Below are 14,706 nucleotides of genomic sequence, written 5' to 3'. Positions count from 1 at the left end.
GTTGTGCGCCTATGCAAAATGACTATTTTCGCCGAGTCTTTTCAAAGAACATCTTTTGCTCTACCCACAAGCACTGAACAGGACAGGACAATCGAGAGTGATCAGAATTTCCATTGATGCCATGGGCGGTGATTTCGGTCCTGCGATCGTGATACCCGGCATGGCAACGGCGCTGGAGCGTCATCCTGATATCAGGTTTGTGATCTTTGGGCGCGAGGAAGAGGTCAAACCGATCCTTGCCCGCCATCAGGCGCTGTCCGACGCTTCGACGTTTCATCATTGCGACGTTGCCGTGCGTATGGACGAGAAGCCCAGCCAGGCCCTGCGCAGCGGCCGCTGGAAGTCATCCATGTGGCGCGCCATCGAGGCGGTCAAGACCGGTGAAGCCGATGCCTGTGTTTCCGCAGGGAACACCGGCGCGCTGATGGCGATGTCAAAATTCTGCCTGCGTACGATGGCAAATGTCGAACGGCCGGCCATTGCCGGGATCTGGCCGACGTTGCGCGGCGAAAGCATCGTCCTCGATATTGGTGCGACGATCGGGGCCGATGCGCAGCAGCTTGTCGACTACGCGGTGATGGGCGCGGCCATGGCGCGCTCCCTGTTCGAGATCGAGCGGCCGACCATCGGCTTGCTCAACGTCGGCGTCGAAGAGATCAAGGGACAGGATGACGTTAAGGATGCAGCACGAATCCTGCGCGAGATTCCGCTGCCGAGCCTTGAATATTTCGGTTTCGTCGAGGGCAACGACATCGGCAAGGGTACGGTCGACGTTGTGGTGACCGAAGGATTTGCCGGAAATATCGCGCTGAAGGCCGCCGAGGGCACCGCAAAACAGTTTGCGCAATATCTGCGCGAAGCGATGGGCCGTACGCTGATGGCCAAGATAGGCTATATTTTTGCCAAGGGCGCGTTTGACCGCCTTCGTGAAAAGATGGATCCGCGTAAAACCAATGGCGGTGTCTTTCTCGGATTGAATGGCGTTGTAATCAAAAGCCACGGCGGGACCGATGCATTCGGTTTTGCCGCGGCCATCGATGTGGGATACGACATGGCCCACAACAAGTTGTTGGAGAAGATCGCTGCGGATCTGAGCCATTTCCACAAGAGCCCGGTCGGTGCCGCTTTCCAGGGCGAGACCGAGAGCGACGCAGAAGCTGAAATAGAACAACAGGAAAGTAAATGATCCGATCCGTTGTCAAAGGTATAGGGGCAGCCAAACCGGCGCGCCTGGTAAAGAACGCTGATCTTGAAGGCATTGTTGAAACATCCGATGAATGGATCGTTCAGCGGACAGGTATCCGGCAGCGCTACATCGCGGGCGAGGGCGAGACAACGGCTTCTCTCGGCGAAGCAGCTGCACGGGCAGCGCTGGACAATGCAGGCCTCACGCCGGACGATATCGATCTGATCATTCTGGCCACTTCGACGCCTGACAATACGTTTCCGGCATCAGCGGTCGATATTCAAGCGCGTCTCGGCATGACCCATGGTTTTGCATTCGACATGCAGGCCGTCTGTTCGGGCTTTGTCTACGCCGTTACCACTGCAGATCTCTACATTCGCGGCGGCATGGCCAAGCGTGTTCTGGTGATAGGGTCGGAAACCTTCTCCCGCATCCTCGACTGGAATGACCGCACCACCTGCGTGCTCTTTGGTGATGGCGCAGGTGCAATAGTACTGGAAGCCAGCGAAGGGCGGGGTTTGACCTCGGATCGCGGCGTTCTGACTGCCAATCTGCGTTCTGATGGCTCGCACAAGCAGAAGCTATATGTAGATGGCGGACCATCCACAACACAGACTGTCGGCCACCTCCGGATGGAGGGCCGCGAGGTTTTCAAGCATGCTGTCGGCATGATCACTGACGTCATTGAGGCGTCGTTTTCGGAAGCCGGAATTACCGCCGAAGACATCGATTGGTTCGTCCCGCACCAAGCCAACAAGCGCATAATCGACGCCTCGGCGAAGAAGCTGAATCTGGCCGAAGAAAAGGTCGTGATCACCGTCGACCAACACGGAAATACTTCAGCCGCTTCAGTACCCTTAGCTCTTGCGACCGCTGTTGGGGACGGCCGTATCAAGGAAGGCGATTTGGTGCTCCTTGAAGCCATGGGTGGGGGCTTTACGTGGGGTGCAGTTCTGCTACGGTGGTAGTGCAAGCTGGTTGGGCATTGAATTCGTTAACGAACTTTCCCAACCTGCTTGCCCGATCGGTTTTCATTCTGTAACTTCCGCTTCACCTGCTAGTTTTGCAACAAACGAGAGCTTTGAGATCGTATGGGGGGTAAGACCATTACGCGCGCTGATCTGGCTGAGGCAGTCTATCGTAAGGTAGGGCTTTCGCGCACAGAGTCGGCTTCACTGGTCGAGACAATTCTCGATGAAGTGTGTGATGCAATCGTCCGTGGCGAGACAGTCAAATTGTCATCGTTCGCCACGTTCCAGGTAAGGGACAAGAACGAGCGGATCGGCCGGAATCCCAAGACGGGAGAGGAAGTTCCCATTCTGCCGCGGCGGGTCATGACGTTTAAGGCGTCCAATGTGCTCAAGCAGCGTATTTTGCGTTCACACCAGACGCGCAAGAAGAAATCGGCGTAATACCAAGACGGATTCGCGTCTTTGTCAGCCGAACAAGCGAGATTACTGTGGGGTAGTCTCGCGCTACACTTGAAAAATTTCCTATAAACCGCTGAAATAGACGTCGAATCAGATTTTCTCCTGAAAGGGCGAAATCATGGACAAGAGTCCCGACGCATTTAGAACCATCAGCGAAGTCGCAGAAGACCTTGATCTGCCTCAGCATGTCTTGCGGTTCTGGGAAACGCGGTTCACCCACATCAAGCCAATGAAGCGTGGCGGCGGTCGACGGTATTACCGTCCGCTGGATGTCGATCTGCTGAAGGGCATTCGTCATCTCCTTTACGATCAGGGTTACACGATCAAGGGGGTGCAGCGGCTCCTGCGGGAAAACGGCACGCAGTTCATCATTGCTCTGGGCAGTGGCGATACGGCTGCAGCCGAAGCCATTAGCCAGCAGAAGCAGGCGACGGCACGTCAGGAAGAAGCGCTTGCCGCCGAGCAGAGCAGGGCCGACGACGCCGAAGAAGCGGCAGTCATGGGGACACCAAAATCCGCGCCGCATGGCCGGCGCCTTTTTGGATTGATCAAGGGCGATGATGAAGGTCCGGTCGCCGCCGATGGCAAACGGCTTTCGAAGGACAATCGCGCTCTCCTGCAGGAAACGCTCTTCGATCTGCTTGAATGCAAGCGCCTGCTTGATCAGGTTCGTTGAGTGTTCGAACGCAACTTCGCACCTCCTGGTTTGACAGGGCTACAAATAAAAAGCCCAGCTTTCACATAAAATGAAAGCTGGGACTTAGGGGTTGGCTGTGGGGTTCAGCCTAACTGGTTGGGGACCAGTACTCCTATAACTCTACCACTGAATAATGGTTCCAACAAATGTTGAAAATTTTTTGCGTTACCGTGGCGGTTTGCCAGCACGCCTCCAGCTTGAAACTTCACACTGTTGGGCTATAGCAGGGAAATGCAGGATAAAGTTGCCACGGAACGCGGCGGGCCGCAGATCGAAAAGCTGAGGCGCACGTTAAGGCGACTCCAAAGCGGTCGCGATAGACGGTCCTTGTGGCTGCAGGCGGCCTTTACTGTCATAGATATCGCCATTCTCGCCTTCTTCATTATGGGGCCATATCTTCGCGCCGGTCCGTCCTACCTGATCGTCGATTACCTGATTGCGGTCTGGATCGGCTGCGAACTGGTTGCAGGCGCGGTGTTGGCAAAGGACATGCGTACCTGGATCCTGCGGCCCTTGACCTGGGTGGATTTGTTCATTCTGGCTACGCTGCTTTTCCCGGATCTGCTGTTCAACTTCGCGTTCCTGCGCGCAATGCGGATCTGGGCAATCGGGCAGAGCACATTCCTCAAGGAACTGTTGCGCTTCTGTGGTGGCAGTCATCTTCTTGACGTTGTTCGGGCCTGCATCAACCTCATTGTGTTTCTCTTCATCGTGACCGGCTTCGTCTACACGAGCTTTTTCTACCAGCTGGAAGGTGGCGAAGGCTTTGTCGATGCGCTCTATTTCACAGTCGCGACCGTGACCACCACGGGCTTTGGCGACATAACCTTGCCTGGTACGCTCGGCAAGCTCACGTCGGTTGTCACCATGATCGTCGGGATTTCCCTGTTCGTACGCCTCGCGCAGGCAGTGGTGAGGCCCCACAAGGTAACTTACCCATGCCCGCAATGCGGATTGCAACGGCATGACGCGGATGCCGTTCATTGCAAGGCCTGTGGCCACCTTCTGAATATTCCGGACGAGGGATCGTAGGGCAGGCAACCGGCTTCTGTAGCAGGCGTCATTCCGCCTTATGGGTCAGCAGAAATTGGCCTTGTCCAGCGGCCCACATCAACAAAAACGCATCGTGAGGTGCATTTATGTGCAGTTTGCTGTTTTTCCGGATTTTACCCTTGCACAAAAAACCTTAGTAATTTAGGGCTTTCCCCGGTTCGGAGTGTAGCGCAGCCCGGTAGCGCACTTGACTGGGGGTCAAGGGGTCGTGGGTTCGAATCCCGCCACTCCGACCAGCCTCTCCACAACAGGAAGCGGCATATTGATCCGGGAAGGTCTATTTCAAGCTTCAGGCTGGATTTTCGGCCTGCGCCGGCGCCGGTTAAGCACCGCATTCACCGCAAATTTTGCCATCGCTTCAGAATTGCGGTTGCCAATGATGAAGGCAGCGCGGATAAACCGCGCCAGCATGCCGTGCTCCGGATCCGTTTCGTCGGTAATATTCAGCGCAGCCGCCGCTTCATCCAGCGCCCGCTGCATGAGTTCACCATCCGTTTTCGAATAATTTGGATTGTCATCGTCCAGGAATGTCAATTAGTTCATCCATCTATCCAGTATGGCACGTTGATTATATCAGACGCCTACAATTAAATTATAATCCAAATTAATTAGTTGCGCGAAGTAATCATCGATATGCGCTCTGCAAAGCAATAAGCACGCATAAGTGAAGTCTAAATGATGAAGTTTCAACTTGGTGTATATTATACATGCGGTTTTGCCATCTGTGGTTGAATACTTCACTCGCAGGAAGGGATAAACCAGACAATGGATATGTGAAGAAAGATTTCTTGGCGGTTAATCACGGCAACCGGCTGGTTTTATGGCGGGATTCCAGGGCAGCGCATCCCCAGATAATGCCGATCAGCAGATAGAAATGCCGCCAGTGATCGGTGTCGATGACATTGCCAATGGCAACATGGGCCACATACACGATATAGGCGCAGAGCAGAAATGGTTGCCATGGCCGCTCGCGAAACAGAATGCGCAATCCGAGGCCTAGCGTCAGCATCGTCAGGATCAGATAGCTGACAAATCCCAGCCAGCCGTAGTCCAACGCGGCCTTCAGCCAGATATTGTGGGTGTCCTCGCCGTAAATTGGGCCGAATTCCAGCGGGCCGATGCCAAGGGGGTGATCGATGGATAGAAGCATGCCGTACCAATGGCGCGCGAAGCGTCCAAATTGCGCATCGTCATAATCCTGCACCAGCTGCGCGCGAGCGGTGAAAAGTTCAGCCACGCTGGGAATTTGCAAGGCGACGATGACGGCCAGCAGCACCACCACGACTGCAAGCCCTGCGAGGAGCATGATTCTAAGGCGAAACAGCCGATTGGGGTTCCTGATGAACAAAAGCACGGCGAGACCAGCGATGATCAGGAGCGCCATGCCCCATGCCGCACGCGAGAAAGACAGGAATATGCCAAGCGTGAGGATGAGGATCGGGACCAGCCGAATGGGGAGGGCGCGCAGGTCGCCCACAAGCACTCCATGTACCAGCCAGGCTAGAGGCAGCATCAGGAAGGGGCCGAAAACATTCGGATCCTGGAAAGCACCCATTGCGCGGCCATAGCGCGTAAACAGCTCTGCGCCGGGAAAGGCATCGAAATAGCCGAGGATTCCCAGCAAAGACGTACAAATGGCGGCGAGGATATAGGCCTTGAAAATCACAGCCAAAATACGCTCGTCATTGTCGATGACCGCCGCGAAGAACACCGAGGTGATGGCGAGGAACAAGGAGACGGCGATATACATCGGCGCCGTCTTCAGATCTGCCATCTGGCCCATGGATATGAGGCCGCCAAGGTTGAAAACGACGAGGATGGCAAGAAGAGCAGCAACGGCGCGCGAGAGTCTCAGGCCGAAGAGGGCCCAGACGCCGATCAGGCCGGCCATGTAGAGTTCGTAGGGCGCCGGTTCATCGATGACAAAACCGCTGAGAAACACGCCGAAGCCAATGGCAAAACTCGAAATCAGCCGGATCAGGGCACGATTCTTCGCGGCGTGATCGACGCTGACGCTATGGGTCTGGTCGGTCGAAGCGCTCAATAGGCATTGTCCGTGTTGAGGAGGCGCACGGGTGTCAGGAACAGGATCTTCAGGTCGAACCACAATGACCAGTTCTCGATGTAGTAGAGGTCGAATTCCGTGCGCATCTTGATCTTGTCGTCCGAATCGATCTCGCCGCGCCAGCCATTGATCTGCGCCCAGCCCGTCACGCCAGGCTTGACACGGTGGCGGGCAAAGTAACCATCGACAACCTCGTTGTAGAGGACATTGCGCGTGTGCGCGGCGATCGCGTGTGGCCGCGGGCCGACGAGGGAGAGCGTTCCCATCAGCGAATTGAAGAACTGCGGCAATTCATCAATCGAAGTCTTGCGGATAAAGCGCCCGACGCGGGTAACGCGCGGATCATTCTTGACAACGGCATTGCGTGCCGTCGGATCGCACATCTCCGTATACATGGAGCGGAATTTCCAGACTTCGATGATCTCGTTGTTGAAGCCATGCCGCTGCTGCTTGAAGATGACCGTGCCCTTGCTCTCGAGTTTGATGGCAATGGCGGTCGCGATCATGATCGGACTGAAGACAAGGATGCCGAAAAGGCTGAAGAAGATATCGAAGGCTCGCTTGGCCACTGAATCCCAGTCGTTGATCGGCTTGTCGAACAGGTCGATCATGGCGACGGAGCCAATGTAGGAATAGGCGCGCGGGCGGAACTGCAGGTGGTTGTTATGCGCGGAAAGCCTTATGTCGACCGGCAGCACCCAGAGCTTTTTCAGAAGCGACAGCACGCGTTCCTCTGCGGTAATCGGCAGCGACACGATCAGCATGTCGATCTGCGCGATACGCGCAAATTCGATCAGTTCGGATATGTTGCCGAGTTTCGGATAGCCGGCGACGACGGGCGGTGACCGTTTGGCATCGCGGTCATCGAAGACGCCGCAAATGCGAATATCATTGTAGGGCTGCTGTTCGATCGACCGGATCAGGTCTTCGGCCGGTTTACCGCCGCCGACGATGACAGCGCGCCGTTCCATCCGGCCATTGCGTGCCCAGCGCCGGATGAGGCGCGACATGATCACGCGAAAAGCGATGAAGAGGATCAGCCCCGATATGTACCATGCGCCAAACCAGACGCGTGAATAGTCCTCGGATATCTTCAGGAAAAAGGCTGCAAGCGACATCAGCGCGAAGGCGCCGGTCCAGATCAGCAGCAGCTTTCCGAACTTGCTGAAGGGGTCGCGCATGACAGCCAGCTGGAAACTGTCGGTCAGTTCAAGCATGAGGACGGTGACCGTCGCAGTCGCCAGGATCGCCAGCGAATAATGAAGAAGCGCGCTTGCCGACGGGCCGACATAGAAGACGAAGACCGCAATTCCGGCGATTGTGACAATCAGGAACTCGATAATGCGCATGATGCCGCTGATCATCACCGGCGAATTGGTGTCCCGCGCATATTGGGATGCGATCGTGTAGGCGACCGGGCTCAGCGTCACTTTCTTGCCGGACGAATGCTCGAAATCAGGCGTGAGGCTGCGAACAACGTCACGCGAAAACTTCGGTTCCGCTTTTCTGTCTTTCATAATGCACCCCGACCATCCGAACTGGCTGTCAATAGCACATATGAGCTAAAAAAGGCTTAGAGAAAACTATCCGTCGAGCGCGGAGAAATACTCGGTTTCCAGGCGGGCAGCCATGGCTTCGCTGCTGAACTTCTGTTTCAGCGCTTCTATGCCCGGCAGCGTTTGTTTGTAGGCCGCGACATCCCTGATGGCGGTCGCCATCCTGGCAGCGAGTTCACCGGCTTCCGGCTGCACGAGGGCTGGCGAGGATTCGCCGAGAATTTCAGGGATTCCTCCGACGCGGCTGGCAATAACCGGTTGACCGGCGGCAAGCGCCTCGAGAACGATATAGGGCAGGGCTTCGGCCCGGGAAGGAATGACCACCACCTTGGCAAGCCGAAAGGCTTCCCGCGCTTTCATCGGCATGAGGAAACTGATCTCCGAATCTTCTTGCACCTTGGCGCTCTGCTCGATCAGAGTGGCGCGATCCTTGCCGTCGCCGACCATCACCCCCGTCAGCTTGCGCCCACTTGCCGTACCCGCCTTCGCGAGTGCATTGATGAAGATATCGGGTCCTTTGAGAGCGCGCATCTCGCCGATGAACAGAAAATCCGCGGCGCCCCCTTTGGGCACAACGGGTTCGAAATCGCTTTCCGCCAATCCATTGTAGATGAGCGCGAATTCGCAGCGTGGCTCGCCGACCTTCCGCGCATAGATGCCTTGTTCGAATGCCGAAACGAAAATGATCCGGTCGGTCATTCGCTCCATCATGCGCTCGACCCGAAAGATGATCCGTCCCTGAAGTGTGGCGGGATCAAAGTGGAGGCTGCCGCCATGAGGGGAATAAAAGCGGGCTACGCGAGACCCAAATACCCGCAACAGTGAGCCGAAGAGACGTGCATAGGTGCCACCCTTGGCACCATGCCCGTGCAAGACATCCGGCTGCAATTTCTTGATAATCTTGTATGTACGGAACGCTGCAACCGCATCGCCGGGACCGATCTGCCGCTGCATGGCGATCCGCTCCAGTCCGAGAGCCAGCTTGTCCCGCAAATTGGCAAGCATGGCTTCCTCGAACTCTCCGCCCGTCGACGCGTCGCAGATGATGCCGACTTGATGGCCGGCTCTAACCTGCAGTTCGATAAGATCGCGGACATGGCGAAAAATCCCGCCAACCGGAGCGCGGAAGCAGTGAACGATCCGGAGTGGTTTTCTATCGATCATTTCCGCAGGTCAGAAGAAGCGTTCGCGCACATAAATTGTGTCGCCGGGCAGCACCTGATCGGAAATGATAACGCGGCCGGTAAGGTTCTCGCCATTGAACTGCCGCGTGATGTCGACGTCGCTTTGGTTGGCGCGCGGCGTGAATCCACCAGCCGCCGCAATCGCCTTTTGCGCTGTCATGCCCGGCACGTAGGAATACTGGCCCGCAGCCCCGACTTCGCCCATGACGAATATCGGCCGGTAGCGATCGATCTCGGCAGCCACGTCCGGATCACGCAAATAACCCTTGCGCAACTTGGCAGCCACTTCCGCCTCGATCTGCTGGAGGGTCTTTCCGCGTGCAGGGACGCTGCCGATGAGCGGAACCGAGATATAGCCGGCCTGATCGACACTGTAGGTATTGGTGATGCCCTCCTGCTCGAACACTGTCAGGCGAATGCGATCACCCGCATCAAGCATGTAGGGCTTGTTGATGGCTTCGTTGAACGCTGCCGGAGCGGGCCGGTAACTGGCACAGCCGCCAAGCGTCATGCACAGGACGCCGATGGTCACCAGAAGGATCTGCTTGCTGAACACGTCTTGAACCCTAACAACAGTTGCGGAGAGTCTTCTCGATTCTGGTTGGGATTATCGGTTCATTAGGGTTAATGGCTGGTAAAGTCTCGGGAAATTAGGCAGTTTGCAGTTCGTGGTATGCTCCGTCTTAACCCGCTGGTTACCATACGCCTTTACCATGACGCCGTTCGAATTGGAGTGAATGAATGCCTCGGGCCAACTCTGTCGGTAACGATGTCGACATCGATGTCGGCGCTCTCTTTGCCAGTTTGTGGCAAAACAGGGTGCGGATCATTCTCGGTTCGGTCTTTCTGACACTTCTGGCATTTATGGTTTTGTCGCTCGTATCGCCGAAATACCGGGCCGAAACCCGCATTCTCATCGAAACACGCGAATCCGTTTTCACGCGTCCGGCAAACCAGCAGCAGGGGGATGACCGGCCGATCCTCGATCAGGAAGGCATCAAGAGCCAGGTGGAACTCATCGGTTCTTCAGACCTGCTGAAACGCGTGATTGCCAAGCTCGATCTGGGCAAGAATGAAGAGCTTGCTGCGGGTGCGCAGCCATCGATTCTTTCCCGGCTTTTTGCCGCCGTTGGCCTCGGCAAGAATACAGACGAGGAAACCAGGGACGATTATATTCTGCAGGCATTGCGTGAGCGTTTGCTCGTCTACAGCGTGCAGAACTCCCGCGTCATCGTGATTCAGTTTTCTTCGAAGGATCCCGCGTTATCAGCCTCCGTGGCCAACGCTGTTGCAGATGAATACCTCGCGACGCAGCAGGCGTCGAAATCCCAGTCGAATGCCGATGCAACAGATTGGCTGCAGCCGGAAATTGCCGACCTGAGCAAGCGGGTCAAGGATGCGGAGGCAAAAGTCGCCGCCTATCGCAGTTCATCCGACCTCTTGATCGGACAGAACAATGCCGTTCTGGCGACGCAGCAGCTTTCGGAACTCTCATCGGAACTGTCACGCGTGCGGGCCAACAAGGCAGCGAGTGAAGCCAAGGCAGAAAGCGTCCGTACGGCCTTGGCCAAGGGTGCAGCGGTGGAAACGCTGCCGGACGTCATGGCATCACCCCTGATCCAGCGCCTGCGTGAGCGTCAGGTGCAGCTCAACAACGATATCGCCGACCAGTCGGCGGCATTGCTTAGCGGTCATCCGCGCATCAAGGCCCTGCGTTCGCAGCTCGCCGATCTGAACCAGCAAATCAGACTGGAGGCTCGCAAGGTTCTCGGCAGTCTGGAAAACGAGGCGCAGACGGCGCGTCTGCGCGAGACCGAATTGACGCGTTCCCTCAACCAGCTCAAGGCACAATCTTCCAAGGCGGGTGAAGAAGAGGTTGAGTTGCGCGCGCTGGAACGGGAAGCCACGGCGCAGCGCCAACTGCTCGAATCCTATCTGACCCGTTACCGGGAAGCTTCATCCCGCACCGATCGTGACTACCTGCCGGCCGACGCGCGCATTTTCTCCCGTGCCGACAAGCCGATCGAACCCTATTTCCCCAAGATAATCCCCATGACGGCGGCCGCCTTTGTTGCTTCGCTTCTGCTGTTGAGCATCGGCACGCTACTGAGCGCATTGTTCAGTGGTCGGGCGCTGCGGCCTGCCTACATACAGCCCCTGCCAGTTGACGAGGTGCGAGACGAGCTTCCAATCGAGAAACCAGTCGAACCGGTCGCTCCGCTCGTCCCCGAACCACAAACGAGCCATGAAGAACTGGCGTCAACGGAAGCGCATACACCTGCCGCGAGCTTTGCTGCACCGGTGCTTGATGAGCCTATCGAATCGCCAGTTGCTGCTGCCGACCACTCCGGCATTGCAAATGTTGCCGATCGATTGATGGCGAGCGGTGCATCTCGTGCCGTCGTAGTCTCGCCGGAAGGCGATGAGGCGTCAGCGTTGACGATCCTGCTGGTACGCGAACTGGCCGATCGCGGGGTGCGGGTTATCCTGGTCGACATGACGGGTACCGGTGAAATCGGCCGTTCGATGCTGGACGACCAGAATCTCGACGGAATTACTGACCTCCTGGTGTCCGAAAAACATTTCAGCGACGTCATCCACGCCGATCATTATTCGGAAGCCGAGATCATTCCGATCGGCAATCACGACCCGGTAAAGGCAATGCAATCGGTTGGCCGGCTGCCGATGATCCTCAATGCCTTGCAGTCCGCCTATGATCTTGTGGTGATCGACAGCGGCCCGGCAACAGCCACGGAATTGAAGCATCTGCTTGCCGATGGCACAGAGCTGGTTCTTGCGCTGGTTGATCCCGATGACCGGGATGTTGCTGCTACAGCGAAATCTGTCTTTGAAGCAAGGATGATTGAGCCGGAACTGTTGACGCCTTTCAGTCCGAACCTGCTGCGGGTGGATGCCGGCAAGATCGTCCGGTCCAAAGTAATGGCGGGTGCCTGATCGACCGGCTCAACGTTTCCCGAACATTCTCGAGCGGGCCTTCTTCACATAGCCCCAGACCACCTCATTGTGCTTGATCGTGCGCACTAGACCGCCGCGCGCTGTGAGAAAGGCTGCGTATATCCGGCCTTTGGCTGTAAGGCTGACATTCGTATCGTAGGTGGGCATTTCGATGTCGCTCCAGCTGCGTTTATACGGCTCGTCACCAATGCCGAAACTATAGACTGAAAGATCAGTCTTGCAGCTGTCCTGAATGTCCTCGAAAAACAGGAATTCGCCGGGGCTGGCGCTGGCGAGCTCATCTTCGGCTATACCGATAAAGTCGATAAAGGTCTGACCCTTCGCGTAGGATTTTCCGAGGACCGCCCGATATTGTCCTGCCACCTCAAGTGCCTTCAGCTGGAACCGCGGCGATACTGTACCTGCTTCATATGCGAGCAGTTGATGGAAGAACTCCTTGATTCCTGCGGGTTCATAGGTGTTCTTGATCCCGGCCTTGGCCAAGCGGTCGGCTTTCCACTCGAAATATTTCTTGAGCATCGCTTCTGTCTCGGATGCGGTGGTTGCAGTGACCGTGCGATGTCCCCCGGCCTGCTCGAAACGGCGCGTGTTCTGCCGGTGCTTCTTCCTTTTCCGCTTGGCATTGTTGCGGCCAAGTACCGTATCGAATTTCCGGTCCAATGTAATCGCCAGGCTGACATTGGCGTTTTCCCGGCTCGGGAGCTGGAGAAGGGGGTTGGCGGCACCGTCGAGCTCCCCCAATTGCCTTACCAGCGACACAAGATCGATATCCGGCCGTGCTTTGTGCAACTCTTCGAAGAGCTTGGCGAGATCGCTGCCGCGAATTTGCGTGCGTGACAGTGCGGGAAAATTGCAATTGGCATGCGGCCCGCCGGCAAAGATAGCGACGCGAACCGGACCTTTTTGCACGATCTCGAGTGGCAGGATGAAAACGGGCTTGTCTGCCGCGCACAATATGGCGGCCAGGCAATCCGCATTGGCTGACGACTGCCAGAACGCGAACCAGTCTGCGGTTTGCGACGGACCTGCAACAAAATCTTCCCCAAGCCCCGCCCACATTGCCTTGGCGTCAGCTGCGCTGATGATCTTTGCTTTTAGGGGAGGGAGCGACATTGCTTGGTTCCAATGGAGGGGGCGAAAAGCAGCGGGTGTCGTTGATCAACCATATATAAACAATTACGTTGCATGACTTGATGAACAGAAACTCCGATTATCTTTATTAGTGCAAATTGGTGAAGGAATGGTCCACGCGGCTGACTTGATGCGAAAAGCCGTGATGCGACTGGCTTGGCACAGTGGTTTCGCGTCGCGCACGCGCGACCGTTTCGGCGGACTTGGTTCGATCATCATGCTGCACCGGGTGCGCCCGGATTGTATCAGTCCGCTCGGCGTGACGCGTTCACTCTCGATCACCCCGGATTTTCTCGATCAGATTCTGACCTCGCTAAAGTCTGAGGGCACACAGCTCGTGTCCATGGACGAGATGATCGAGCGGGTCAAAACCGGAGCGCAAGATGGCCACCGTTTTGCTGCGGTCACGCTCGACGACGGTTACAATGACAATTTGAACCACGCCTGGCCGGTCTTTCAAAAGCATAATGTTCCGTTCACCATCTATGCAGCCCCGGGTCTTATCGAGGGGGCGGCGGTACTCTGGTGGGAGGTCGTGGAGAAGCTGGTCACCAAAGCGAGCTTCATCAAGATACCGGGTGGCCCCGAATGGCGCTGCGGAACGCTGTTCCAGAAACGCGCGGCCTTCCATTCGCTGATGCGCTATTTTTCCTATACGCTGACGGAACTGGAACAGCTCCCAGTCCTGCGCGAAATGTGCGCCGCCGAAGGCATGATCTGCAGCGTCCCGGCTGACCAGGACGTCATGAACTGGAAGGAGTTGCGCCAGATCGCCAGCGATCCGCTTTGCACGATCGGCGCGCATACCGTCCATCACTACAATCTGAAGAAGCTGACTGCCGATATGGTGGCCCGGGAAATGCGCCTGTCCGCGGACATGCTGGAGGAGAAACTCGGCAAGCGCCCGGCGCATTTCGCCTATCCCTATGGCTCGGCCAAGGCTGCCGGAAAACGCGAAGCTGAAATTGCTGCGGAGGAGGGGTTTCTCTCTGCCGTCACCACGCGCCACGGCACGATCCATCCCGAACACCGCGCCAATCTGCACGCGCTGCCGCGCATCTCCATCAATGGCCGTTTCCAGAAGCTGGTCTATGCGCAGACGATGATGAGCGGCGTCACCACGCCGATTGCCAATGCCGGCCGGCGGGTCGTTCAGGCTTGAAAAAGGCTTATGGCGTTTTCTTCTTGGGGGCCCTTTCCATCCAACTGATGATGAACATGGCGGGTACGACCCAAAGAATGCCTGTGCCGAAGAAATAGAGCAGGTGGATCCAAGGGCTGGCATTTCCCAGCAGTGCCACGGCAAAGATAGTCGCGACGATTGCGTAAACGCAGACGAGTGCCACGAGCAGAAATGTTCCGATGAGTTTCTTCAGCCTTACGGGCATTGCGCCATCCATTCTCTAGCTTCAGCGCCACCATCTATCC

The 14,706-nt window shown here is 56.6% G+C and carries 14 protein-coding genes and 1 tRNA gene; 8 read left to right on the top strand and 7 right to left on the bottom strand.

Annotation, left to right across the window (positions count from 1 at the left end; translation table 11 throughout):
* The first annotated feature begins 97 nt into the window (after window positions 1-97).
* From plsX to BLM14_RS10930, 6 genes are all read left to right on the top strand, one after another.
* Window positions 98-1,186 (top strand): phosphate acyltransferase PlsX, encoded by a 1,089-nt coding sequence (plsX, locus tag BLM14_RS10955; RefSeq protein ID WP_099999389.1) that lies wholly within the window; start codon window positions 98-100, stop codon window positions 1,184-1,186.
* The gene (locus BLM14_RS10950; protein ID WP_099999388.1) at window positions 1,183-2,154 is read left to right on the top strand and encodes a beta-ketoacyl-ACP synthase III; all 972 of its coding nucleotides are present in this window, start codon (window positions 1,183-1,185) and stop codon (window positions 2,152-2,154) included. The genes plsX and BLM14_RS10950 overlap by 4 nt, the downstream gene beginning before the upstream one ends.
* A 123-nt stretch (window positions 2,155-2,277) precedes the next feature.
* Complete coding sequence (locus tag BLM14_RS10945; RefSeq protein ID WP_008128366.1) at window positions 2,278-2,598, top strand: integration host factor subunit alpha; 321 nt, start codon at window positions 2,278-2,280, stop codon at window positions 2,596-2,598.
* 136 nt (window positions 2,599-2,734) lie between these two features.
* Window positions 2,735-3,292, top strand: coding sequence for a MerR family transcriptional regulator (locus BLM14_RS10940; RefSeq protein WP_099999387.1), 558 nt, complete (start codon window positions 2,735-2,737; stop codon window positions 3,290-3,292).
* A 252-nt stretch (window positions 3,293-3,544) separates the two neighbouring features.
* A complete protein-coding gene (locus BLM14_RS10935; protein WP_099999386.1) occupies window positions 3,545-4,345 on the top strand; it encodes a potassium channel family protein in 801 nt (266 codons plus the stop codon).
* A 180-nt stretch (window positions 4,346-4,525) separates the two neighbouring features.
* Window positions 4,526-4,602: transfer RNA gene (locus BLM14_RS10930), tRNA-Pro, on the top strand.
* A 46-nt stretch (window positions 4,603-4,648) separates the two neighbouring features.
* Here the strand turns inward: BLM14_RS10930 and BLM14_RS10925 are convergent.
* The 5 genes from BLM14_RS10925 to BLM14_RS10905 form a co-directional block, all read right to left on the bottom strand.
* The gene (locus BLM14_RS10925; protein ID WP_099999385.1) at window positions 4,649-4,900 is read right to left on the bottom strand and encodes a hypothetical protein; all 252 of its coding nucleotides are present in this window, start codon (window positions 4,898-4,900) and stop codon (window positions 4,649-4,651) included.
* A gap of 265 nt (window positions 4,901-5,165) precedes the next feature.
* The gene (locus BLM14_RS10920; protein ID WP_099999384.1) at window positions 5,166-6,410 is read right to left on the bottom strand and encodes an O-antigen ligase family protein; all 1,245 of its coding nucleotides are present in this window, start codon (window positions 6,408-6,410) and stop codon (window positions 5,166-5,168) included.
* Window positions 6,407-7,948 (bottom strand): undecaprenyl-phosphate glucose phosphotransferase, encoded by a 1,542-nt coding sequence (locus tag BLM14_RS10915; protein WP_099999383.1) that lies wholly within the window; start codon window positions 7,946-7,948, stop codon window positions 6,407-6,409. Before BLM14_RS10915 ends, BLM14_RS10920 begins: the two co-directional genes overlap by 4 nt.
* Window positions 7,949-8,014: 66 nt before the next feature.
* Window positions 8,015-9,151 carry a glycosyltransferase family 4 protein gene (locus tag BLM14_RS10910; protein WP_099999382.1) on the bottom strand — a complete coding sequence of 379 codons (1,137 nt, stop codon included), beginning with the start codon at window positions 9,149-9,151 and terminating at the stop codon, window positions 8,015-8,017.
* Window positions 9,152-9,160: 9 nt separating this feature from the next.
* Window positions 9,161-9,682: a polysaccharide biosynthesis/export family protein gene (locus BLM14_RS10905; RefSeq protein ID WP_162293197.1), complete on the bottom strand. Its 522-nt coding sequence runs from the start codon at window positions 9,680-9,682 to the stop codon at window positions 9,161-9,163.
* 230 nt (window positions 9,683-9,912) lie between these two features.
* On the opposite strand from BLM14_RS10905, the gene BLM14_RS10900 reads away from it, so the two are divergent.
* Window positions 9,913-12,126, top strand: a complete 2,214-nt coding sequence (locus tag BLM14_RS10900) for a GumC family protein (RefSeq protein ID WP_099999380.1) — start codon at window positions 9,913-9,915, stop codon at window positions 12,124-12,126.
* Window positions 12,127-12,135: 9 nt separating this feature from the next.
* Here the strand turns inward: BLM14_RS10900 and BLM14_RS10895 are convergent, their stop codons facing one another.
* On the bottom strand, window positions 12,136-13,260 hold the full coding sequence (locus BLM14_RS10895; protein ID WP_099999379.1) for a GNAT family N-acetyltransferase: 1,125 nt from the start codon (window positions 13,258-13,260) through the stop codon (window positions 12,136-12,138).
* A 127-nt stretch (window positions 13,261-13,387) separates the two neighbouring features.
* Between BLM14_RS10895 and BLM14_RS10890 the strand changes: the two genes are divergently transcribed.
* Window positions 13,388-14,440, top strand: coding sequence for a polysaccharide deacetylase family protein (locus BLM14_RS10890; RefSeq protein ID WP_099999378.1), 1,053 nt, complete (start codon window positions 13,388-13,390; stop codon window positions 14,438-14,440).
* 7 nt (window positions 14,441-14,447) lie between these two features.
* Here the strand turns inward: BLM14_RS10890 and BLM14_RS10885 are convergent, their stop codons facing one another.
* Window positions 14,448-14,666, bottom strand: coding sequence for a DUF2842 domain-containing protein (locus BLM14_RS10885; protein ID WP_100001212.1), 219 nt, complete (start codon window positions 14,664-14,666; stop codon window positions 14,448-14,450).
* Window positions 14,667-14,706: the final 40 nt, after the last annotated feature.

The organism is Phyllobacterium zundukense, from assembly GCF_002764115.1.
GTDB lineage: Bacteria > Pseudomonadota > Alphaproteobacteria > Rhizobiales > Rhizobiaceae > Phyllobacterium > Phyllobacterium zundukense.
The sequence above is the reverse complement of the archived record's forward strand: the minus strand, read 5'-3'. Positions and strand labels throughout refer to the sequence as shown.